Consider the following 579-nt stretch of genomic DNA (forward strand, 5'->3'; position numbering starts at 1 on the left):
CCACCGTACCCAGGTACTGCTTGACCAGTTCCGGGTGTTCCTTGATGGCTTCSGACATCGAGCAGAAGATCACGCCCTTYTCGGCCAGTTCCTTGCGGAAGGTGGTGCCGACCGAGACCGAGTCGAAMACSGCATCSACGGCSACGCCGGCCAGCTTGGCGCGCTCGTGCAGCGGCACGCCSAGCTTSTCGTAGGTGTCCAGCAGCTCCTTGGGCACGTCATCGAGCGAGGCGTACTTGGGGCCCTTGGGCGCGGAGTAGTAGCTGAGCGCCTGCAGGTCGATCGCGGCGATCTCCAGCTTGGCCCAGTCCGGCATCGGCATCGTCAGGAAGTGACGGTAGGCCTCCAGGCGCCACTGCGTCATCCATTCGGGCTCTTCCTTCTTGGCCGACAGGGCACGGATGGTGTCCTCGTCCAGGCCAGGCGGCAGCGAGTCCGATTCGATGTCCGTGATGAAGCCGGCGGCGTACTTGCGGCCGAGCTGCTCATGGATCTCGCGGTTGGGGGTATCGCCGGCGGCGACGGTGTCGAGGGTATCGGTGGCCATGGGGGCTGCCTGTGGATCAGGAGACGACATCC

General features: G+C 65.0%; 1 pseudogene. It reads right to left on the reverse strand.

What is annotated here, in order from left to right:
- Nucleotides 1-547 (reverse strand): annotated as a pseudogene (locus tag ACXJKJ_RS31465) (Fe-S cluster assembly protein SufB); the annotation flags it as partial.
- Nucleotides 548-579 lie beyond the last annotated feature (32 nt).

This window comes from Roseateles sp. P5_E1, assembly GCF_054049335.1.